23 protein-coding genes are annotated in these 19,926 nt (G+C 53.8%); 16 read left to right on the top strand and 7 right to left on the bottom strand.

The window, feature by feature from the left end:
• Positions 1-17 precede the first annotated feature (17 nt).
• Positions 18-422 carry a carboxypeptidase-like regulatory domain-containing protein gene (locus OGY35_RS05155; protein ID WP_286631596.1) on the top strand — a complete coding sequence of 135 codons (405 nt, stop codon included), beginning with the start codon at positions 18-20 and terminating at the stop codon, positions 420-422.
• Positions 423-469: 47 nt separating this feature from the next.
• On the opposite strand, the gene dkgA is transcribed toward OGY35_RS05155, so the two are convergent.
• Positions 470-1,297, bottom strand: coding sequence for a 2,5-didehydrogluconate reductase DkgA (dkgA, locus tag OGY35_RS05150; protein WP_286631595.1), 828 nt, complete (start codon positions 1,295-1,297; stop codon positions 470-472).
• Between the two features lie 104 nt (positions 1,298-1,401).
• Positions 1,402-2,565 (bottom strand): alcohol dehydrogenase, encoded by a 1,164-nt coding sequence (yqhD, locus tag OGY35_RS05145; RefSeq protein WP_286631594.1) that lies wholly within the window; start codon positions 2,563-2,565, stop codon positions 1,402-1,404.
• Between the two features lie 193 nt (positions 2,566-2,758).
• On the opposite strand from yqhD, the gene OGY35_RS05140 reads away from it, so the two are divergent.
• The gene (locus tag OGY35_RS05140; RefSeq protein ID WP_286631759.1) at positions 2,759-3,658 is read left to right on the top strand and encodes an AraC family transcriptional regulator; all 900 of its coding nucleotides are present in this window, start codon (positions 2,759-2,761) and stop codon (positions 3,656-3,658) included.
• A gap of 48 nt (positions 3,659-3,706) precedes the next feature.
• Here OGY35_RS05140 and yghB read toward each other — a convergent pair whose 3' ends face one another.
• Together yghB and metC are read right to left on the bottom strand one after the other, a co-directional pair.
• Positions 3,707-4,366: a DedA family general envelope maintenance protein YghB gene (yghB, locus tag OGY35_RS05135; RefSeq protein ID WP_152406035.1), complete on the bottom strand. Its 660-nt coding sequence runs from the start codon at positions 4,364-4,366 to the stop codon at positions 3,707-3,709.
• 139 nt (positions 4,367-4,505) lie between these two features.
• Positions 4,506-5,693, bottom strand: a complete 1,188-nt coding sequence (gene metC, locus OGY35_RS05130; RefSeq protein ID WP_286631593.1) for a cystathionine beta-lyase — start codon at positions 5,691-5,693, stop codon at positions 4,506-4,508.
• A 249-nt stretch (positions 5,694-5,942) separates the two neighbouring features.
• Between metC and exbB the strand changes: the two genes are divergently transcribed.
• Positions 5,943-6,677 carry a tol-pal system-associated acyl-CoA thioesterase gene (exbB, locus tag OGY35_RS05125; protein ID WP_286631592.1) on the top strand — a complete coding sequence of 245 codons (735 nt, stop codon included), beginning with the start codon at positions 5,943-5,945 and terminating at the stop codon, positions 6,675-6,677.
• Between the two features lie 6 nt (positions 6,678-6,683).
• Entirely contained in the window at positions 6,684-7,109 is a 426-nt protein-coding gene (gene exbD, locus OGY35_RS05120; protein WP_152406032.1) for a TonB system transport protein ExbD, read from the top strand.
• A 64-nt stretch (positions 7,110-7,173) separates the two neighbouring features.
• On the opposite strand, the gene OGY35_RS05115 is transcribed toward exbD, so the two are convergent.
• Both OGY35_RS05115 and OGY35_RS05110 read right to left on the bottom strand, forming a co-directional pair.
• Positions 7,174-7,605, bottom strand: a complete 432-nt coding sequence (locus OGY35_RS05115; protein WP_152406400.1) for a cytoplasmic protein — start codon at positions 7,603-7,605, stop codon at positions 7,174-7,176.
• Entirely contained in the window at positions 7,605-8,012 is a 408-nt protein-coding gene (locus OGY35_RS05110) for a hypothetical protein (protein ID WP_152406031.1), read from the bottom strand. The genes OGY35_RS05115 and OGY35_RS05110 overlap by 1 nt, the downstream gene beginning before the upstream one ends.
• Before the next feature lie 104 nt (positions 8,013-8,116).
• Here OGY35_RS05110 and OGY35_RS05105 point away from each other — a divergent pair, with 104 nt between their 5' ends.
• Both OGY35_RS05105 and OGY35_RS05100 read left to right on the top strand, forming a co-directional pair.
• A complete protein-coding gene (locus OGY35_RS05105) occupies positions 8,117-8,620 on the top strand; it encodes an ESA_00282 family adhesion-associated protein (RefSeq protein ID WP_152406030.1) in 504 nt (167 codons plus the stop codon).
• Between the two features lie 71 nt (positions 8,621-8,691).
• Positions 8,692-9,186, top strand: a complete 495-nt coding sequence (locus OGY35_RS05100) for a TIGR00645 family protein (RefSeq protein ID WP_042324201.1) — start codon at positions 8,692-8,694, stop codon at positions 9,184-9,186.
• Positions 9,187-9,229: 43 nt separating this feature from the next.
• Here the strand turns inward: OGY35_RS05100 and OGY35_RS05095 are convergent, their stop codons facing one another.
• A complete protein-coding gene (locus OGY35_RS05095) occupies positions 9,230-10,270 on the bottom strand; it encodes an aldo/keto reductase (RefSeq protein ID WP_286631591.1) in 1,041 nt (346 codons plus the stop codon).
• 81 nt (positions 10,271-10,351) lie between these two features.
• On the opposite strand from OGY35_RS05095, the gene yghX reads away from it, so the two are divergent.
• From yghX to hypA, 10 genes are all read left to right on the top strand, one after another.
• Positions 10,352-11,239, top strand: coding sequence for a YghX family hydrolase (yghX, locus tag OGY35_RS05090; RefSeq protein ID WP_286631590.1), 888 nt, complete (start codon positions 10,352-10,354; stop codon positions 11,237-11,239).
• Positions 11,240-11,428: 189 nt separating this feature from the next.
• The gene (locus OGY35_RS05085) at positions 11,429-13,069 is read left to right on the top strand and encodes a methyl-accepting chemotaxis protein (RefSeq protein WP_286631589.1); all 1,641 of its coding nucleotides are present in this window, start codon (positions 11,429-11,431) and stop codon (positions 13,067-13,069) included.
• An 85-nt stretch (positions 13,070-13,154) separates the two neighbouring features.
• Complete coding sequence (locus OGY35_RS05080; protein ID WP_042324192.1) at positions 13,155-13,442, top strand: DUF2623 family protein; 288 nt, start codon at positions 13,155-13,157, stop codon at positions 13,440-13,442.
• A gap of 189 nt (positions 13,443-13,631) precedes the next feature.
• Positions 13,632-14,750 (top strand): hydrogenase 2 small subunit, encoded by a 1,119-nt coding sequence (hybO, locus tag OGY35_RS05075; protein WP_042998143.1) that lies wholly within the window; start codon positions 13,632-13,634, stop codon positions 14,748-14,750.
• A 2-nt stretch (positions 14,751-14,752) separates the two neighbouring features.
• Positions 14,753-15,739, top strand: coding sequence for a hydrogenase 2 operon protein HybA (gene hybA / locus OGY35_RS05070; RefSeq protein WP_152406025.1), 987 nt, complete (start codon positions 14,753-14,755; stop codon positions 15,737-15,739).
• Positions 15,729-16,907, top strand: coding sequence for a Ni/Fe-hydrogenase cytochrome b subunit (hybB, locus tag OGY35_RS05065; protein ID WP_152406024.1), 1,179 nt, complete (start codon positions 15,729-15,731; stop codon positions 16,905-16,907). The genes hybA and hybB overlap by 11 nt, the downstream gene beginning before the upstream one ends.
• Positions 16,904-18,607, top strand: a complete 1,704-nt coding sequence (gene hybC / locus OGY35_RS05060; RefSeq protein ID WP_286631588.1) for a hydrogenase 2 large subunit — start codon at positions 16,904-16,906, stop codon at positions 18,605-18,607. Before hybB ends, hybC begins: the two co-directional genes overlap by 4 nt.
• Entirely contained in the window at positions 18,607-19,101 is a 495-nt protein-coding gene (locus OGY35_RS05055; protein ID WP_152406022.1) for a HyaD/HybD family hydrogenase maturation endopeptidase, read from the top strand. Before hybC ends, OGY35_RS05055 begins: the two co-directional genes overlap by 1 nt.
• Positions 19,094-19,582, top strand: a complete 489-nt coding sequence (gene hybE, locus OGY35_RS05050) for a hydrogenase-2 assembly chaperone (protein ID WP_286631587.1) — start codon at positions 19,094-19,096, stop codon at positions 19,580-19,582. Before OGY35_RS05055 ends, hybE begins: the two co-directional genes overlap by 8 nt.
• Positions 19,575-19,916 (top strand): hydrogenase maturation nickel metallochaperone HypA, encoded by a 342-nt coding sequence (gene hypA / locus OGY35_RS05045; protein WP_042324177.1) that lies wholly within the window; start codon positions 19,575-19,577, stop codon positions 19,914-19,916. The genes hybE and hypA overlap by 8 nt, the downstream gene beginning before the upstream one ends.
• The last annotated feature ends 10 nt before the right edge of the window (positions 19,917-19,926 follow it).

Below are 19,926 nucleotides of genomic sequence, written 5' to 3'. Positions count from 1 at the left end.
TGAATCAGGAGACGGAGATGAAAGCAGGGATGATGGCAGGGGTGATGGCGATCGCCTTGCTGCAAAGCGGTTGCGTGGTACATCACCAGATACAGCCTGAAGTGGCAGGACAGCTTGTCGATAGTACCGGCAAACCGGTACAGGGGGCGCAACTGACCCTGGTGAGCAGTGGGGAGTCCGTTCAAACACACTCTGATGGTGATGGACGTTTTACCTTCCCGGCTGCCTATAAATGGACCTTCTTTGTGCCAATAGGCCCGGTGGACTGGTATTTTCGCTCTGCATTACACATGAGTGCGAATGGCAAGGACTATGAAACCGATCTGGGCGGCGCTTTTGGTGGGCCGCACGCGCTTGAGGGCAGAAAGTTCAACGTGACGTGTACATTGGCGGACAAACCCGGCGAGGTGTCATGCCTGTAGCGAACAGCATGAAAGCCCGACGCTAAGCCGGGCCTGAAAGAAGGGAATCAACCGCCGAACTGATCCGGGTCGGGACCCAGGCGTTTGCCCTGATCGAGCTTCGCAATCTCGCCCAGTTCGTCTTTGTCGAGACGGAAATCCCAGACGTCGAAGTTCTCGGCGATACGCGACGGCGTGACGGATTTCGGGATAACCACCAGACCGTTATCCAGATGCCAGCGGATGACTATCTGCGCCGGGGTTTTACCGTATTTATCCGCCAGGGAGCGAATGATTTTTTGATCGAAAACGCCTTCGCCACCCTGCGCCAGCGGGCTCCAGGATTCCGTCTGGATTTTATGCGTCGCATTCCACGCGTGCAGCTGACGCTGTTGCATTAGCGGATGCAGTTCTATCTGGTTAATCACCGGCGTGACGCCCGTTTCGTCAATCAGTCGCTGGAGGTGGTTGACCTGAAAGTTACACACGCCGATGCTCTTAATCAGCCCCTCTTTTTGCAGCTCGATCATGCCTTGCCAGGCGGCAACATAGTGATCGATTGCCGGAACCGGCCAGTGAATCAGATACAGATCGAGATAATCGAGCTGGAGTTTTTCCAGACTCTCCATCAACGCTTCGCGGGGGCGTTTCTGATCGTCATTCCACAGCTTGGTGGTGATGAATAACTCATCGCGGGGGAGACCTGCGCTGGCTAACGCTTTGCCGACGCCGTCTTCATTTTTGTATGCGGCAGCGGTGTCTATGGACCGATAGCCGACGTCCAGTGCTTTATGAATGGCGGAGACGACCTCGTCGTTACCGGCTTTCCATACGCCTAACCCCAGTTGGGGCATTACGTTGCCATCCTGAAGCTTAATTACGGTTTGGTTTGCCATTTTTCCTCCTTCATGTGCTCATCACCGGAGGGGCGCTCCGGTGATGTGGGGTGACTTAAGTCTGGACGAAATGCCCAAAAACGAAAGCCAGAGGTGAAAAAAGCTTAGCGGGCTGCCTCGTAAATGCGGCGGCTGACATCCAGGGTTATGTCTTTATGTTCACCCAGTTGCGTCATGCCGTGTTCTTCCAGTTTCGCCAGCAGGGCCGGGATAGAACTGCCGTCAAGGCCGTAACCTGACAGGCGAGTCGGGACGCCCAGTCGCTCGAAGAAATCACGGGTGGCTGCAATCGCTGCATCAATACGCTCATCGTCAGAACCGTCGGTGATGTTCCATACGCGCTCAGCATATTGCAGCAGTTTGCCACGTTTGGTATCGCGTTTTTCATTCCACAATGCAGGCAGAACCACCGCCAGCGTCTGGGCGTGATCCAGACCGTGCATCGCCGTCAGTTCGTGGCCCAGCATGTGGGTTGCCCAGTCCTGCGGCACACCCGCGCCAATCAGGCCGTTCAGCGCCTGAGTCGCTGCCCACATCACGTTCGCGCGAACATCGTAGTTTTCCGGATCTTTCAGCGCTTTCGGACCGTCTTCGATCAGGGTCAGCAGAATGCCTTCCGCGAAGCGATCCTGAATTTTTGCATCAACCGGATACGTAACGTACTGCTCAACGGTATGCACAAATGCATCAACCACGCCGTTGGCCACCTGACGCGGCGGCAGGGTGTAGGTGTAAACCGGATCCAGTACCGCAAAGACCGGCTGCACATGTGCGGAATGGAAGGCCTGCTTGTCGCCCGTGGTTTTACGCGAGATGACCGCACCTTTGTTGGACTCAGAACCGGTTGCCGGCAGCGTTAACACGGACCCCATCGGGATTGCGCTTTTGATGTCGCTACCGCTGGTCTGCAGGATGTGCCACGGGTCAACGCCATCCGCATAGTGAGCGGCAGCGGCGATAAATTTCGTGCCATCAAGGACCGAACCACCGCCGACGGCCAGCAGGAAGGTTACGTTCTCTTCACGGGCGATTTTTACGGCGTTCATCAGTGTTTCATACGACGGGTTAGGTTCGATGCCGCCAAATTCACGGACGTCCAGACCTTTCAGTGCGTCCTGTACCTGCGTCAGCACGCCGGTTTTTTTCACGCTGCCGCCGCCATAAGTGATCAGCACGCGTGCGTCCTGAGGGATTTGTGCGCGCAGTTCAGCAATCGCACCTTTACCAAACAGAATGCGAGTCGGGGTATGCAGATTAAAGTTGTTCATTGCTCGTTCCCTTATGTGGGTAAAAAAAGAGGGCAGGCGGGGTCTGCCGGATGGAGAACATTGTGGTCGTGCGCGGCTATCCTCTCAATGCTCATTTCTGCCAATGTCTTGCCCATTTCTCCAGAGTGCTGGAGAAAAACGATAAACTTGCGCACAATCAAGGCGTCGTCATACGTTGAGAAAAATTTCTGCCATGAACCGCGAAGAGATCTGTTTACTGCTGACGGATAAAGTTAAGCAGTTGAAAAACAATGAACATAAGCCCGGTGAGCTGCTGCCAGACATCCGTCTGCTGTACGGTACTGAACCGGGTTTACGTACACCCGTCATGTACGACCCCGGCATCATATTTCTCTTTTCAGGTCATAAAATCGGTTACATCAATGAGCGGGTTTTCCGTTACGACGCCAATGAATACCTGCTGCTGACAGTACCTTTACCCTTCGAATGTGAAACCTATGCGACACCTGACGTGCCGCTCGCCGGATTTCGCATCAATGTCGATATTCTGCAATTGCAGGAACTGCTGATGGACATCGGCGAAGACGAACGCTTTCAACCGTCGATGGCGGCAAGCGGGATCAACTCCGCGACGCTCTCTGAGGAGATCCTCTGCGCGGCAGAACGTCTGCTCGACGTCATGGAGAGACCGCTGGACGCGCGAATTCTCGGTAAACAGATTATCCGCGAGATCCTCTATCACGTTCTGACCGGGCCACGCGGTGGCGCGCTGCTGGCGCTGGTGAGCCGTCAGACCCACTTCAGCCTGATTAGCCGTGTGCTCAAGCGTATTGAAAATAAGTACACCGAAAACCTCAACGTCGAGCAACTGGCGGCAGAAGCCAACATGAGCGTCTCTGCGTTCCACCATAATTTTAAGTCAGTCACCAGCACATCGCCGTTGCAGTACCTGAAAACGTATCGGTTACATAAGGCGCGGATGATGATGATTCACGACGGCATGAAGGCCAGTACGGCGGCAATGCGGGTGGGTTATGAAAGTGCGTCGCAATTCAGTCGCGAATTTAAGCGCTATTTCGGCGTGACGCCGGGAGAGGATGCGGCGCGGATCCGCACCATGCAGGGGAGTTGACGGACGGCGCAGGCCGGATAAGCAGAGCGCTATCCGGCAATCAACCTATCAGGCGCTACAGTATTTCTTCTTGATAACGACCACAACCGTGCCGATCAAACCCGCCGCCAGCAGGAAGAGTGGCAGGATCATCAGGAAGGTCATAACCTGATCTTCATGGCGCTTCACAAACGGGATCATGCTGAGGGCATAGCCAAAGCTGGTGACCACGCCGACCCACAGCAGACCGCTCAGCCAGTTGAAGAACTGGAAACGGCGGTTAGAGAGGCCGGAAATCCCCGCCATGGTTGGCAGCAGGGTCCGTACGAACGCCAGAAAACGTCCCGCCAGCAGTGCCAGCAGACCGTGGCGGTCAAACATGCAGGTCGCGCGTTGGTGGTATTTCGCCGGAAGTTGCGCCAGCCAGCCTTTTACCGTTCGCGTATTGCCCAGCCAGCGTCCCTGAATATAGCTGAGCCAACAACCGAGGCTGGCCGCCGTCGTCAGGATCACCAGAGTAGGGACAAAGCTCATGACGCCCTGCGCGACTAATGCGCCCGCTAATAGCAGGAGACTATCACCGGGTAAAAATGAGGCCGGTAACAGGCCATTCTCTAAAAACAGCGTGGCGAACATCACAAAGTAGACGACGCTAACAACATGTGGGTCCGCCAGCGCGGCAAAATCATGTTGCCAGAGCGCAGCGATAATATCTTGAATGACAGCCATGGACTTTCCTGTGGAACAGCGTTTACGCCTTAATGACCCTATTGTACTCCTGAACGGGCCCGGATGACTTGATCCCGGGCGCAACAAATGCAGACAATTTCGCTCGACGTGTCTGCATAGCTGTCCATTAGCGTCAATTTTACACGAGGCGAGAAAATCCGGCGGCTAAATCTGCAATCAGATCGTCAACATTTTCTAAACCAATGTGGAGACGAATCAGCGTGCCGCTGAAATCCACGCCCCCTTCCGGGCGAATTTCCGCAATCTGTTCAGGCTGATTGGCCAGAATCAGCGACTCAAACCCGCCCCACGAATAGGCCATGCTGAACAGGCTGAAGTGATCCAGATAAGCGGACAGCTCGTCATTATTGAGCTTTTTATTCAGCACAAATGAGAACAGACCGCTGCTCCCCGTAAAGTCACGTTTCCAGAACTCGTGTCCTTTACTGCCCGGCAATGCCGGATGATTCACTCGTGCGACCTGCGGATGGGCAGCCAGCCATTCGGCAACCTTCAGACTGCTTTCATGATGCTGACGCAGGCGCACACCCAGGGTACGCAGCCCGCGGCTGGTCATATAGGCCGTATCTGCATCGACCATTTGCCCCATCAGATAGGCATTCTCACGCAACCGATCCCAGCAGCGGGCGTTCGAAACGGCAGTACCAACCATTGCGTCGGAGTGACCAATCAGGTACTTGGTCCCGGCCTGAATCGAGATATCAATGCCGAAATCGAGAGCTTTAAACAGCACGCCCGCAGCCCAGGTGTTGTCGATCATAATGATGGCGTCTGGCGCAACGCGTCTGACGGCGGCGACAATCGCCGGTACGTCGTGGACTTCCATGGTGACGGAACCCGGAGACTCGAGGAAAACGACTTTGGTGTTGGGTTGAAGATGCTTAACAATGTCAGCGCCGACCAACGGATCGAACCAACTGGTGGTCACCCCCAGCTTGCCGAGGATTTTGGTGCAGAAATCCTGGCTCGGCTCATAGGCTGTGTTAGTCATCAGCACATGGTCGCCCTGTTCGACAAAGGCCAGAATGGTGTTGGCGACAGCCGCAGCGCCGCAGGGGAAGAGCGCGCAGCCGGCACCGCCTTCAAGCTCGCACATCGCTTCCTGCAGCGAGAAATGGGTCAACGTGCCGCGGCGTCCGTAGAAGAGTTCGCCGTTGGCGCGGTTGCGGGTGGCGTGCTTTTTGGCTTCGACCGTTTCAAAAACCAGCGAAGAAGCGCGTTGAATCACACTATTCACCGAACCCAGCGTGTATTTTTTACTGCGTCCTGCACCGACCAGTTTGGTGTCCAGTTGCTTATCTGCCATGTTGTGTTTCCTGTTTTTATACGTCTGGATGTCTAAACTACCACGAATGGCAAAATGCGTATCCCGGGGAACAGGATAAAGCACAATATTTTCTTAAAATTCCCTCCGGTAACGTTTTACTGCGTAAGCGCAAGGAAAAGAAACCAAAGGTGCGGCACTATGTAAATAGTAATGAGAACGACTATCAATTCGACGTCGTTTTGATATTATTACGCTCAGAATTTGTGATTTGCGTCCTGGAGATACAGAGTGGGTAATAATTTGATGCAGACGGATCTTTCCGTCTGGGGTATGTATCAGCACGCCGACATCGTGGTTAAGTGCGTGATGATTGGTCTGATTCTGGCGTCAGTGGTCACCTGGGCTATCTTCTTCAGTAAGAGTGTTGAGTTCTTCTCTCAGAAGCGTCGGCTTAAGCGCGAACAGCAGTTGTTGGCGGAAGCCCGCTCTCTGGATCAGGCAAGCGATATCGCTACAAACTTTGGCGCTAAAAGCTTAAGCGTCCAATTGCTCAATGAAGCGCAGAACGAACTGGAACTGTCTCAGGGCAGTGAAGACAACGAAGGGATTAAAGAGCGTACTGGTTTTCGTCTGGAGCGTCGCGTTGCGGCGGCGGGACGTCATATGGGGCGCGGAAATGGCTACCTGGCGACCATCGGGGCGATTTCACCGTTTGTCGGTTTGTTCGGTACGGTCTGGGGCATCATGAATAGCTTCATCGGGATTGCGCAAACGCAGACCACTAACCTCGCCGTCGTAGCGCCGGGTATCGCAGAAGCCCTGCTGGCGACGGCCATCGGTCTGGTTGCCGCCATCCCAGCCGTGGTTATCTATAATATCTTTGCCCGTCAGATTGGCGGTCTTAAAGCGATGCTGGGCGATGTGGCAGCACAGGTGCTGTTACTGCAAAGCCGCGACCTGGATCTGGATGCAAGCGCATCCGCTCATCCGGTACGCACCGCGCAGAAATTACGTGTAGGGTAATGTTTCATGGCAATGCGTCTTAATGAAAATCTGGACGATAACGGTGAAATGCATGAAATCAACGTGACGCCGTTTATCGACGTCATGCTGGTACTGCTGATCATCTTTATGGTGGCCGCGCCGTTGGCAACGGTGGATGTGAAGGTAAACCTGCCTGCCTCCTCCAGTACGCCACAACCGCGCCCGGAGAAACCCGTTTACCTGTCGGTCAAAGCGGACAACAGCATGTTTATTGGTAACGATCCGGTGACGGACGAGACCATGGTGGCAGAACTGACGGCACTGACTGAAGGGAAGAAAGACACCACGATCTTCTTCCGCGCGGATAAAACCGTCGACTATGAGACCCTGATGAAGGTGATGGACACGCTGCATCAGGCGGGGTATCTGAAGATTGGCCTGGTCGGCGAAGAGGTCGCGAAAGCGAAATAATCGTTGTCGCCTCGGGCACGATGAGAGAAAAGGTCGGGTAAGGCGTTATCGCTACCCGGCTTTTTTATTGCCTGTCGCTCCGGGTCTGTACCAGGCGTTCATTGAGCGCGACGGTGGTGATCGCGATCGTGCGGTAGTTCCCGTCGGCAAGTTTGCGCGTCAGTCGCAGCGTGGCTGTCTCCCGAGCCAGCAAATACTGCCAGGTGCTCTCCAGCCGCGCCATGATTTTGTCATGCAGCTCCGGGGTCTGTCTGATAATGGCGTTGATCGCCGCGCCATAAATCTCTTCCTTCACCTGAAGCGCGTAAATTTCCCGTCGGTTTTGCCATTTCAGACGAACCAGCGCCGCCGGGATAGAGGTCACTTCTTGCGCCACACTTTCGAGGACGGCATTTTTATTGGCGATAAGCGCGGCAATATTCTGCTTTAAGATAAATTGATCGCTTTTATTATCATCCAGGGCCAAATAGACATTATTATCTTCAACATCTTTAATCATTGTTCGTCATCCAGAGAATAGAAAAGGGGCGAGTCTTTCTCCCGGGTAATTAAATTAAGCCAAATTTCATTACCATTTTCATTTATATGCGCGGTCATTTCAGCGATTATTTTACTTAAGGTCTGGGCGTCAATATCGCCTTCAGCCTGTAACGCATTAATAACCCGAGCGAAAGTCTCAATTTTTGCCACCCGCTCAAGGCGTTCTTTAAAATGACGATCGCGTTCTTCGAGCAGAATATTTTTAGATTGCCCTGTGGGCGTTGCGCTAATTAAGATATCGGCTTCATAATCGCTGAGGGTTGTTTTGCTCTGAGTTAAATTCTCATCGTTTTCTGCTGTTCCTTCCGCCTGACCTGCGGGTGACAGATGAAAACGCGGTGGCACAAGGTGCTCAGGAAGCATGTCGCAATTTCCTTTAATATCAAAAGTATAGTTGTTTTTATTTGGCAGGTCGCGTTGACAATAACATGGGGTAATTTTAGAATCAAAAAAAATGGAGTCATGCTATGAACAGTATTTTTTATTCTGTCATTACCTTGTTATTGCTGACCGGCGGCGTGCTTTTATTAATGCGTGAGTTTAATAAACCGCGCAACGCTGAAGAACTGGCCTCTGCGACTCAATCAACACCTCTGACCAAAGAAGAGGGAGAGGATCATTTTTCCACGTTGATGAATGCTATTACACCGATATGGTACTGGCGCGTCAATCACGAATATATTGATTTCCTTCACGCAACGATAAAACGCATGACGATGGCGCAGTTGAATGACACCCCAGGACTGTTTGATGCCCAACGGCGTTGCAGCGATCTCAATTCAGCGGTGTATAAATACTACGACACGATAAAAAAGCGCTGTCTCAACGGTGAAAAAGTTCCCCATTCCGATCTCGACGTACTCAACTTACGCCAGTGTTTCCGGGAGTTTAGCGTCGAGGCGTATCCGTCACTGGTAGCGCTGGTGTGGCCTGAGTATCAGCGCCCGTGGATCAATCCCGACGAAGTTTGACGGGGATGTTGATCTGATGTTGCACAGTTGGGATATACTGTCGCCCGGTTTTTGCTACATCACAGGAAATTATGGAACGCTTTCTCGAAAACGCCATGTACGCGTCTCGTTGGCTGCTGGCCCCGGTCTACTTTGGTTTGTCACTGGCACTGGTTGCGCTGGCGCTGAAATTCTTTCAGGAGATTTTTCATGTGCTGCCCAATATCTTTTCGATGGCAGAAGCTGACCTGATTCTGGTGCTGCTGTCGCTGGTGGATATGACCCTGGTCGGCGGACTGCTGGTGATGGTGATGTTTTCCGGCTATGAGAATTTCGTCTCGCAACTGGATATCTCCGAAGGGCGAGAAAAGCTGAACTGGCTGGGGAAGATGGATGCGACCTCACTGAAAAACAAAGTCGCGGCCTCGATTGTCGCTATCTCTTCCATTCATCTGCTGCGCGTATTTATGGACGCGAAGAACGTGCCGGATAACAAGCTGATGTGGTACGTCATTATCCATCTCACCTTCGTCTTGTCGGCGTTTGTGATGGGCTATCTCGACAGGTTAACCCGCCATAAGCACTGACTGAACAGGCCGGGTAGCCGCTGTCGCTACCCGGCACTGCGCGTTACTTATCGGACGACGCCTGCCAGAGGTTCAGTTCACCGTCAGCGACATGCTTATCAATCTGCGCCAGCTCTTCAGCCGTGAACGACAGATTTTTCAGCGCCTGAGCGTTTTCTTCTAGTTGTTCCGGGCGGCTTGCGCCAATCAATACCGAGGTGACGCGATCGTCTTTCAACAGCCAACTGAGCGCCATTTGCGCCATTGACTGACCGCGCTGCTGCGCCATCTCATTAAGCAGACGCAGACTGCTGAGGTTCGCTTCCGTCAGCATATTCTCCGTCAGACCACGTACTTTCTTCCCTTCGCGCTGCATACGTGAGCCGTCCGGGATGCCGTTCAAATACTTCCCGGTGAGCAACCCCTGTGCCAGTGGCGTAAAGGCGATACAGCCGACACCGTTGGCTTTTAACGTATCCAGCAAACCGCTTTTATCTACCCAACGGTTCAGCAGATTGTAAGAAGGCTGATGGATCAGCAGCGGGATCTTCCACTCGCGTAAAAGCTCAGCCATTTTTTGCGTTCGCTCCGGCGAGTAAGACGAAATGCCGACATACAGCGCTTTACCACTTTTTACGGCGTGAGCCAGCGCGGACGCCGTTTCTTCCATCGGTGTGTTCTCATCTACGCGGTGAGAATAGAAAATATCGACGTAATCCAGTCCCATACGCTTCAGGCTCTGATCGAGGCTGGCGAGGAGATATTTCCGCGAGCCGCCGGAACCATAGGGGCCTGGCCACATATCGTAACCGGCTTTGGTCGAGACGATCAGCTCATCGCGCAAGGCGGCAAAGTCTTCGCGCAGCAGGCGGCCGAAGTTTTCTTCCGCACTGCCCGGAGGCGGCCCGTAGTTGTTGGCTAAGTCAAAGTGGGTAATGCCGAGATCAAAGGCTTTTCGCAGCAGCGCGCGCTGCGAGTCGAGGGCTTGAACGTGACCGAAGCTGTGCCACAGACCGAGCGATAGCGCGGGCAGTCGGAGGCCGCTTTTACCGCAGTAGCGGTACAGCATATTCTCATAGCGGTCAGGGGAGGCGTTCCAGGACATGATGTCTCCTTTCAGGTGATGAATTTTCGAAACAGCGTTTTCATTCTATGCTTATAAAATCACAAATTCCGGAGATATGCGATGACGCGTCTGACAGCCAAAGATTTTCCGCAGGAGTTGCTCGATTATTACGACTACTACGCACACGGGGAAATCTCGAAACGAGAGTTCCTCAATCTCGCGGCAAAGTACGCCGTTGGCGGGGTGACGGCGCTGGCGCTGTTCAATATGCTCAAGCCCAACTATGCGCTGGCGGAACAGGTGAAATTCACCGATCCCGATATTTTGCCTGAGTATATTCACTATCCGTCGCCAAACGGTCATGGCAACGTGCGCGGCTATCTGGTGAAACCGGCCAACGCGACGGGCAATGTGCCTGCTGTGGTAGTGGTGCATGAGAACCGGGGCCTGAATCCCTATATTGAAGATGTCGCAAGGCGGGTCGCGAAAGCGGGCTACATTGCGCTGGCACCCGACGGTTTAAGCTCGGTGGGCGGCTACCCTGGAAACGATGAAGAAGGGAAAGTTTTGCAGCAGAAAGTGGATCCGACGAAGTTGATGAATGACTTTTTCGCCGCCGTCGAGTTTATGAAACAACACCCTGAGGCCAGCGGGAAAGTGGGGATCACCGGATTTTGCTACGGTGGCGGTGTCTCGAATGCGGCGGCCGTAGCCTATCCGGAACTGGAGTGCGCGGTACCGTTTTATGGCCGCCAGCCTGCCGCGGCGGATGTGCCGAAGATAAAGGCGCCGATATTGCTGCATTACGCAGCGCTGGATAAAAATATCAATGAGGGCTGGCCAGCGTATGAAGCTGCGTTGAAAGAGAATAATAAAGTTTATGAAGCTTATATTTATCCCGGCGTGAATCATGGCTTTCATAATGACTCTACGCCGCGGTATGACCAGGCCGCTGCTGAGCTGGCCTGGCAAAGAACGCTGGCATGGTTCGAAAAATATTTATCATAAATAACAGGATAATCATTAGTTAGGTAATATTCCCGGTGTTTTTCATTGTTAATTATAGGAATACAAGAAACGGGGATATTGTTTATGAAAGTAAAAAAAACAAAAGTCAGTATATATTCTTCATTCCTTGCCGATAACGAGATTAAGACTCGCCTCTGGGCGACTTTTCCCTAACGGCAAGGAACATATATGTACATACTGCGTAATTTCACCATCCGGGCTGTCATGCTGACGATCCTTGGTATTTTCTGTTTAATGTGGATGGGTGTGGGTTTGTACAGCACCTGGTCTCTTTCTCGTGTCGCTGATGGTAACGAAGTCGATCGCCATCTTGTTCGCCAGATGACGGTGCTCAGCCAGGGCAACGATCAGTATTTCCGTTTTGTCACCCGACTCAGCCGCGCGATGGAGTTGAAAGCCAGCGGCGGCACGCCGGATTTCGCTCCCGTCCAGCAGGCGCTGGATAACATGAGCAAAAATCTGCAAGAGATGAAAACCCTTTCGCCAGGCCCGATGGATCCCGACGTCTCCGCCGCGGTGCTGGCGAGCTGGCAGGATCTCCTCGACAAAGGCGTCACGCCGCAAATGCAGCTGGCGCAACAGGGGACTCAGAGCGCCTGGAGCGAACAGGCAAACAAAGTGACGCCAGTATTGAGCCGGGCGTTTGGTGCCAGTGCGGAACGCTTTAATAAAGCCGCGGGTGTGATGCTTGATCAAACCCGCGTGATGGTGGATAGCAAAACGTCGATCATCCGTACTCTGATCATCGGCGCAGTGATCCTGGGCATTGCGATCCTCTTCTTTACCGATCGCTATCTGGTGACCATGCTGGTGAAACCGCTGGCGCGAATTCGCCAACAGTTTCGCCAGATAGCCCAGGGCGACCTCAGTCAACCGATTGACGACATAGGCCGCAACTGTGTCGGTCAACTGGTGCCTTTATTGCGCGCGATGCAGGACAGCCTGCGCGATGCGGTCAACACGATCCGTTCCGGTAGCGACAACATCTGGCGCGGGGCCACTGAAATCTCCAGCGGCAACAACGATCTTTCATCGCGAACGGAAGAGCAGGCCGCTGCGCTGGAAGAGACGGCCGCGAGCATGGAGCAGCTTACCGCCACGGTGAAGCTGAATGCGGATAACGCGCGTCAGGCCAGCCTTCTGGCTGAGTCTGCATCACGCACAGCAGGTAAAGGCGGTTCGCTGGTGTCTGAAGTGGTCGAGACAATGGACGGTATTTCCGCCAGCTCGAAGCAGATTGCTGAAATTACGACCGTCATTAATAGCATTGCCTTCCAGACCAATATTCTTGCATTAAACGCGGCGGTTGAAGCCGCGCGTGCGGGTGAACAAGGGCGTGGATTTGCCGTTGTCGCCGGCGAGGTGCGTAATCTGGCGAGCCGCAGCGCGAACGCGGCAAAAGAAATTGAAACGCTGATTGCCGAATCCGCTCGCCGTGTCGACCACGGAGCGGCACTGGTGAAGGATACCGGTTCAACGATGGAGGCGATCCTGAGCGGCGTGACGGAGGTCAATACCATCATGAAACAAATCGCCTCGGCGTCGGAAGAACAGAGCAAAGGGATTTCTCAGGTGGGTGTTGCGATTACCCAGATGGATGGCGTCACGCAGCAAAACGCCGCGCTGGTGGAACAGGTTTCTGCCGCCGCTGCGGCGCTGGAAAGACAAACGGAAGATTTACAACGTTCTGTGCAACAGTTCCGGTTATCGCAAAATGACACGCCCAATCACCCCGCCAAAAGTGCCGCCCCCGTCGCTCAGCGACGCCAGGCACCCGCTGCGCCAGGTGATGAGTGGGTGGCGTTCTAACGAACAGTAAAAAAGTCTCTGAACCCTCTGGCCTTTGCTTAAAAGATCGCTATATAATTTATTATATAGCGATTAAGGAGGGGTCATGAACAATCATTTTGGCAAGGGCCTGATGGCCGGATTAAGCGCCACGCAGGCTGACAGCGCGCGCAATGTGGCGGATTTTTGTTCGGATTATAAACGCGGCTTCGTATTAGGATTCTCACATCGCATGTTTGAAAAAACCGGCGACAGGCAACTTAGCGCCTGGGAAGCGGGGATCCTGACGCGCCGTTACGGCCTGGATAAAGAGATGGTGATGGATTTCTTTCGGGAAAATCAGTCCAGCACCACAATTCGCTTTTTCATGGCCGGTTATCGACTCGAAGGTTGATCCAAAGGGGGTATTATCTTGCTTTAATTACTTACACTAGCCGCTACTCCCTTCGTTTTATTATTCCCGCGCAGTATTATAGGCTACATAACCATAACAAAAGTGTGGTAAATGGCGCACCGATCGCAGTTACGGTTTTGCGATTGATGCAAAATAAGAGCCAGGTCTTCGTAACGGAATAACTATAAAATGACTGGAGATAACACTCTCATTAATTCCCATGGCGTAAACCGTCGTGATTTCATGAAGCTTTGTGCAGCACTCGCCGCCACGATGGGGCTCAGTAGCAAAGCCGCCGCCGAAATGGCTGAATCGGTATCCCGTCCGCAGCGCCCGCCGGTTGTCTGGATTGGTGCTCAGGAGTGTACAGGGTGTACCGAATCCCTCCTTCGCGCGACCCACCCCACGGTAGAAAACCTCGTTCTGGAGACCATCTCTCTGGAATATCATGAGGTACTTTCCGCCGCCTTCGGCCACCAGGTTGAAGAGAACAAACACAATGCGCTTGAGAAGTACAAAGGGCAGTATGTGTTGGTCGTTGATGGTTCTATCCCATTAAAAGATAACGGTATTTACTGTATGGTTGCCGGTGAGCCGATTGTGGATCATATCCGCAAAGCGGCAGAAGGTGCGGCAGCGATTATCGCTATCGGTTCCTGTGCTGCGTGGGGCGGCGTCGCCGCTGCCGGCGTGAACCCGACCGGTGCAGTTGGCCTGCAGGAAGTTCTGCCAGGTAAAACCATTATCAACATTCCAGGCTGCCCGCCGAACCCGCATAACTTCCTGGCGACAGTCGCCCATATCATCACCTGGGGCAAACCGCCGAAACTGGATGCGAAAAACCGTCCAACCTTTGCCTATGGTCGCCTGATTCACGAACACTGCGAACGGCGTCCGCACTTCGATGCCGGTCGCTTTGCGAAAGAATTCGGCGATGAAGGTCACCGTGAAGGCTGGTGCCTTTACCACCTCGGCTGTAAAGGACCCGAAACCTGGGGCAACTGCTCCACGCTGCAATTCTGCGACGTTGGCGGCGTATGGCCCGTGGCGATTGGTCATCCTTGCTACGGCTGTAACGAAGAAGGCGTTGGTTTCCATAAGGGCATTCACCAACTTGCCCATGTGGAAAATCAGACACCGCGCTCCGAAAAACCTGATGTGAACATGAAAGAGGGCGGCAACATCTCTGCCGGCGCTATCGGGTTGCTTGGCGGCGTTGTCGGTCTGGTGGCCGGTGTCAGCGTGATGGCGGTACGTGAACTGGGGCGTCAGCAAAAGAAAGATAACGCTGACTCACGGGGAGAATAACCGTGAACAGACGTAATTTTATCAAAGCAGCCTCCGGCGGGGCGTTGCTGTTAGGCGCTGCGCCGTCTATCAGCCACGCGGCTGCAGAAAATCGCCCGCCCATCCCCGGTTCTCTGGGTATGTTGTATGACTCGACGCTGTGCGTGGGCTGTCAGGCCTGTGTGACCAAGTGTCAGGATATCAACTTCCCGATGCGTAACCCTGAAGGGGCGCAGACCTGGTCGAACAACGACAAACTGTCACCGTATACCAACAACATCATTCAGGTGTGGCGTAGCGGTACAGGCGTGAATAAAGATCAGGAAGAGAATGGCTATGCATACATCAAAAAACAATGTATGCACTGCGTCGATCCCAACTGCGTTTCCGTCTGCCCGGTTTCCGCACTGAAAAAAGATCCGAAAACCGGCATCGTTCATTACAACAAAGACGTCTGCACTGGCTGCCGTTACTGCATGGTTGCCTGTCCGTACAACGTGCCGAAGTACGACTACAACAACCCGTTTGGTGCGCTTCACAAATGTGAACTGTGTAACCAGAAAGGCGTTGAGCGTCTCGATAAGGGCGGCTTGCCAGGCTGTGTTGAGGTTTGTCCTGCCGGTGCGGTCATTTTTGGTACCCGCGAAGAGTTGATGGCCGAGGCGCAAAAACGCCTGGCGCTGAAGCCTGGCAGTGAATACCACTATCCGCGTCAAACCGTGAAAACGGGCGATACCTACGTGCATACCGTGCCGAAGTACTATCCGCATCTTTACGGTGAGAAAGAGGGCGGTGGAACGCAGGTGTTGGTACTGACCGGGGTGCCTTACGAGAATCTGGATATGCCGAAGCTGGATGAGATTTCAACCGGCGCGCGTTCCGAACATGTTCAACACACCCTGTATAAAGGCATGATGCTACCACTGGCCGTGCTGGCGGGCTTGACCGTGCTGGTTCGTCGTAATACCAAAAACGACCATCACGACGGAGGAGACGATCATGAGTCATGATCCTAAACCGCTGGGCGGCAAAATTATCAGCAAACCGGTCATCATCTTCGGGCCGTTAATCATCCTCTGCATGCTCCTTATCGTGAAGCGTCTGGTATTTGGATTGGGGTCTGTCTCCGATCTGAACGGCGGTTTCCCGTGGGGCGTCTGGATTGCCTTTGACCTGTTAATCGGCACCGGCTTTGCCTGTGGCGGTTGGGCGCTGGCGTGGGCGGTATATGTCTTCAACCGGGGACAGTACCATCCGCTGGTGCGTCCGGCGCTGCTGGCGAGCCTGTTTGGTTATTCTCTGGGTGGCTTGTCTATCACCATTGACGTGGGTCGTTACTGGAACCTGCCGTACTTCTACATTCCGGGTCATTTCAACGTGAACTCGGTTCTGTTCGAGACGGCGGTCTGTATGACCATCTACATTGGGGTGATGGCGCTTGAGTTTGCCCCTGCGCTGTTTGAACGTCTGGGCTGGAAGGTGTCGCTGAAGCGTCTGAACAAGCTGATGTTCTTCATCATCGCCCTCGGCGCGCTGCTGCCAACCATGCACCAGTCCTCCATGGGCTCGCTGATGATCTCGGCAGGCTATAAGGTGCATCCGCTGTGGCAAAGCTATGAAATGCTGCCGCTGTTCTCGGTATTGACCGCCTTTATTATGGGCTTCTCGATCGTCATCTTTGAAGGTTCGCTGGTTCAGGCTGGCCTGAGAGGAAACGGTCCGGATGAGAAGAACCTGTTTATCAAGTTGACGAACACCATCAGCGTGATGTTGGCGATCTTTGTCGTTCTGCGCTTTGGTGAGCTGATTTACCGGGACAAGCTGTCATATGCCTTTGCCGGCGATTTCTACTCAGCAATGTTCTGGCTTGAAGTCGTGCTGATGGTCTTCCCGATAGTGGTGCTGCGCGTGGCGAAACTGCGCAATGACTCTCGTATGCTGTACCTGTCTGCGCTCAGTGCGCTGCTGGGTTGTGCTGCATGGCGTCTGTCCTATTCGCTGGTGGCATTCAATCCAGGTGGTGGCTACCACTACTTCCCGACCTGGGAAGAACTGTTGATTTCTATTGGTTTTGTGGCTATTGAGATTTGCGCTTACATCGTACTCATTCGTCTACTGCCGATACTTCCTCCTTTAAAACAAAACGATCACAATCGTCATGAGGCGAGCAAAGCATGAGCCAGAGAATTACTATTGATCCTGTAACCCGTATTGAGGGGCACTTACGTATCGATTGCGAAATCGAAAACGGCGTTGTTTCAAAAGCATGGGCTTCCGGCACCATGTGGCGCGGTATGGAAGAGATCGTGAAGAATCGCGATCCTCGCGACGCGTGGATGATTGTGCAGCGTATTTGCGGCGTTTGTACGACAACGCACGCGATTGCCTCCGTTCGTGCGGCAGAAAGCGCGCTGAACATTGACGTTCCGGTTAACGCCCAGTATATCCGTAACATCATTCTGTCGGCGCATACCACTCATGACCACATTGTGCACTTCTATCAGCTCTCGGCGCTGGACTGGGTGGATATCACCTCTGCGCTGAAAGCCGATCCGGCAAAAGCGTCAGCGATGCTGAACGGCGTGTCGACCTGGCATTTGAACAGCGCGGAAGAGTTCACGAAAGTTCAGAATAAGATCAAGGACCTGGTTGCCAGCGGCCAGTTGGGGATTTTCGCCAACGGTTACTGGGGACACCCGGCGATGAAACTGCCACCGGAAGTGAACCTGATCGCCGTTGCTCACTACCTGCAGGCGCTGGAATGTCAGCGTGATGCCAACCGCGTGGTGGCGTTGCTGGGCGGTAAAACACCGCACATCCAGAACCTGGCGGTGGGTGGCGTTGCCAACCCGATCAACCTTGATGGCCTGGGCGTACTGAACCTGGAACGCCTGATGTACATCAAGTCCTTCATCGACAAACTGAGCGACTTCGTTGAACAGGTCTACAAGGTGGATACGGCGGTGATTGCCGCGTTCTATCCGGACTGGCTGGAACATGGTAAAGGGGCGGTTAACTATCTGGCTGCGCCGGAATTCCCGACCGACGGTAAGAACGGCAGCTTCCTGTTCCCGGGTGGCTATATCGAAAATGCGGATCTGTCGAGCTATCGCCCGATCTCCTCTCACTCCGACGAGTACCTGATCAAAGGGATTCAGGAGAGCGCCAAACACGCCTGGTATAAAGACGAAGCCCCGCAGGCGCCGTGGGAAGGGACGACCATTCCGGAATATAACGGCTGGTCAGATGACGGCAAATATTCATGGGTGAAATCCCCGACGTTCTACGGTAAAACCGTCGAAGTGGGACCGCTGGCGAATATGCTGGTGAAACTGGCCTCCGGACGCGAGTCCACGAAGGCGAAACTGAATGAAATCATTGCGATTTATCAGGCGCTGACCGGTAAAACGCTGGAAGTGGCGCAGTTGCACTCCACGCTGGGGCGTATTATTGGTCGTACCGTTCACTGCTGTGAACTACAGGGTATCCTGCAGAGCCAGTACAGTGCGCTGATTGCCAACATCGGTAAAGGTGACCACACCACGTTCGTGAAACCGAATATTCCGGCGACGGGTGAATTTAAAGGCGTCGGTTTCCTTGAAGCGCCGCGCGGGATGCTCTCTCACTGGATGGTGATTAAAGACGGCATTATCAGCAACTACCAGGCGGTAGTACCGTCAACCTGGAACTCCGGTCCGCGTAACTTCAACGATGACGTCGGTCCGTACGAACAGTCGCTGGTAGGCACGCCGATTGCCGATCCGGAAAAACCGTTGGAAGTGGTACGTACTATTCACTCTTTCGATCCTTGCATGGCGTGTGCAGTGCATGTTGTTGACGCTGACGGGAACGAAGTTGTCTCTGTAAAGGTTCTGTGATGCGGATTTTAGTTTTAGGGGTCGGCAATATTTTGCTGACCGATGAAGCCATCGGCGTTCGTATCGTTGAAGCCTTAGAGCAGCGATATGAATTGCCGGATTTCGTTGAAATCCTTGATGGCGGTACGGCGGGCATGGAGTTGCTCGGCGACATGGCAAACCGGGATCATCTGATCATTGCGGATGCCATTGTCTCGAGAAAAAACGCCCCGGGTACGCTGATGATCCTGCGAGATGATGAGGTGCCGGCGCTGTTTACCAACAAGATCTCCCCGCATCAGCTGGGCCTGGCCGACGTTCTGTCGGCCCTTCGCTTCACCGGTGAGTTCCCGAAAAAACTGACGTTGATTGGCGTCATTCCGGAATCGCTGGAGCCGAACATTGGCTTAACGCCAACGGTTGAAGCGATGATTGAACCTGCGCTTGCGCAGGTTCTGGCCGCGCTGCGTGAGTCGGGCGTTGAAGCGATCCCACGGGAGGTAACGCATGTCTGAGGAGATCTCCGGGTTCCAGACGGCTCCAAAGGCACAGGTTCAGGCCGCGTTTGAAGCGATTGCGCAGCGTTCAATGCACGATCTGTCCTTCCTGCATCCTGATATGCCGGTGTATGTCTCTGACTTTACCCTGTTTGAAGGGCAGTGGACGGGATGCGTGATTACGCCGTGGATGCTGAGTGCGCTGATTTTCCCCGGGCCAGACCAGTTCTGGCCAGTGCGTAAAGTCAGTGAAAAGCTCGGGTTGCGTCTGCCGTATGGCACGATGACGTTCACCGTGGGCGAGCTGGACGGCGTATCGCAATACCTCGGCTGTTCCCTGATGTCGCCGCTCAATCACAGTTTGTCGGCACAGGAAGGGGTTCGTCTGGCCGATGACTGCGCGCGGATGCTGTTGTCGCTGCCGGTCAGCGATCCGGATGCGCCGCAGACAAGCCGTCGCGCATTGCTGTTCGGGCGTCGGGGCTTACAGAATGCATGAGCTGTCTCTTTGTCAGAGTGCGGTTGAAATCATTCAACAGCAGGCTGAACAGCATGGCGTAAAGCGCGTCACCGGTGTGTGGCTGGAGATTGGCGCGCTGTCCTGTGTTGAAGAGAGCGCGGTTCGTTTTAGTTTTGACATTGTCTGCCAGGGGACGGTGGCGCAAGGCTGTGAATTGCACATCGACTACAAACCGGCACAGGCATGGTGCTGGGATTGCAGCCAGGCAGTTGAAATCACTCAGCACGATGCACAGTGTCCGCGTTGTCATGGCGATCGTCTGCGTGTTGATACCGGCGATTCGCTGAAAGTGAAAAGTATTGAAGTTGAATAACCCATGATGT

It is taken from the genome of Citrobacter sp. Ct235, assembly GCF_030332305.1.
In the GTDB taxonomy this organism is placed as follows: domain Bacteria; phylum Pseudomonadota; class Gammaproteobacteria; order Enterobacterales; family Enterobacteriaceae; genus Citrobacter_A; species Citrobacter_A telavivensis.
Note: the sequence above shows the minus strand (reverse complement) of the source record. Positions and strands in the feature narration are given on the sequence as shown.

Excerpts from the sequence above, each read along its gene's own strand:
- OGY35_RS05155 (WP_286631596.1), top strand. The coding sequence starts at position 18 with ATGAAAGCAGGGATGATGGCAGGGGTGATGGCGATCGCCTTGCTGCAA.
- dkgA (WP_286631595.1), bottom strand. The coding sequence starts at position 1,297 with ATGGCAAACCAAACCGTAATTAAGCTTCAGGATGGCAACGTAATGCCC.
- yqhD (WP_286631594.1), bottom strand. The coding sequence starts at position 2,565 with ATGAACAACTTTAATCTGCATACCCCGACTCGCATTCTGTTTGGTAAA.
- OGY35_RS05140 (WP_286631759.1), top strand. The coding sequence starts at position 2,759 with ATGAACCGCGAAGAGATCTGTTTACTGCTGACGGATAAAGTTAAGCAG.
- yghB (WP_152406035.1), bottom strand. The coding sequence starts at position 4,366 with ATGGCTGTCATTCAAGATATTATCGCTGCGCTCTGGCAACATGATTTT.
- metC (WP_286631593.1), bottom strand. The coding sequence starts at position 5,693 with ATGGCAGATAAGCAACTGGACACCAAACTGGTCGGTGCAGGACGCAGT.
- exbD (WP_152406032.1), top strand. The coding sequence starts at position 6,684 with ATGGCAATGCGTCTTAATGAAAATCTGGACGATAACGGTGAAATGCAT.
- OGY35_RS05110 (WP_152406031.1), bottom strand. The coding sequence starts at position 8,012 with ATGCTTCCTGAGCACCTTGTGCCACCGCGTTTTCATCTGTCACCCGCA.
- OGY35_RS05105 (WP_152406030.1), top strand. The coding sequence starts at position 8,117 with ATGAACAGTATTTTTTATTCTGTCATTACCTTGTTATTGCTGACCGGC.
- OGY35_RS05100 (WP_042324201.1), top strand. The coding sequence starts at position 8,692 with ATGGAACGCTTTCTCGAAAACGCCATGTACGCGTCTCGTTGGCTGCTG.
- OGY35_RS05095 (WP_286631591.1), bottom strand. The coding sequence starts at position 10,270 with ATGTCCTGGAACGCCTCCCCTGACCGCTATGAGAATATGCTGTACCGC.
- yghX (WP_286631590.1), top strand. The coding sequence starts at position 10,352 with ATGACGCGTCTGACAGCCAAAGATTTTCCGCAGGAGTTGCTCGATTAT.
- OGY35_RS05085 (WP_286631589.1), top strand. The coding sequence starts at position 11,429 with ATGTACATACTGCGTAATTTCACCATCCGGGCTGTCATGCTGACGATC.
- OGY35_RS05080 (WP_042324192.1), top strand. The coding sequence starts at position 13,155 with ATGAACAATCATTTTGGCAAGGGCCTGATGGCCGGATTAAGCGCCACG.
- hybO (WP_042998143.1), top strand. The coding sequence starts at position 13,632 with ATGACTGGAGATAACACTCTCATTAATTCCCATGGCGTAAACCGTCGT.
- hybB (WP_152406024.1), top strand. The coding sequence starts at position 15,729 with ATGAGTCATGATCCTAAACCGCTGGGCGGCAAAATTATCAGCAAACCG.
- hybC (WP_286631588.1), top strand. The coding sequence starts at position 16,904 with ATGAGCCAGAGAATTACTATTGATCCTGTAACCCGTATTGAGGGGCAC.
- OGY35_RS05055 (WP_152406022.1), top strand. The coding sequence starts at position 18,607 with ATGCGGATTTTAGTTTTAGGGGTCGGCAATATTTTGCTGACCGATGAA.
- hybE (WP_286631587.1), top strand. The coding sequence starts at position 19,094 with ATGTCTGAGGAGATCTCCGGGTTCCAGACGGCTCCAAAGGCACAGGTT.
- hypA (WP_042324177.1), top strand. The coding sequence starts at position 19,575 with ATGCATGAGCTGTCTCTTTGTCAGAGTGCGGTTGAAATCATTCAACAG.